1 rRNA gene is annotated in these 240 nt (G+C 50.4%); it reads left to right on the forward strand.

What is annotated here, in order from left to right:
- Positions 1 to 158: 158 nt before the first annotated feature.
- Positions 159 to 240, forward strand: a 5S ribosomal RNA gene (gene rrf / locus HP548_RS34200); the annotation flags it as partial.

Here is a 240-nt window from a genome sequence, read left to right on the forward strand (position 1 = left end):
CGAGGTAGATAGGCTGGGGGTGGAAGTGCAGCAATGCATGGAGCTGACCAGTACTAATCGGTCGAGGGCTTATCCAAATATGCAAGTTGTAAATCGCACATTTCGTTTCGGATCTAGTTTTCAGAGAATAAACTCTGAGATGTAAGCTAAGCTATGCGTTTGGTGGCGATGGCGGAGGGGTTCCACACGTACCCATCCCGAACACGACCGTTAAGCCCTCTAGCGCCGATGGTACTTGGA

Source organism: Paenibacillus taichungensis (assembly GCF_013359905.1).
GTDB classification, from domain to species: Bacteria; Bacillota; Bacilli; order Paenibacillales; family Paenibacillaceae; genus Paenibacillus; species Paenibacillus taichungensis.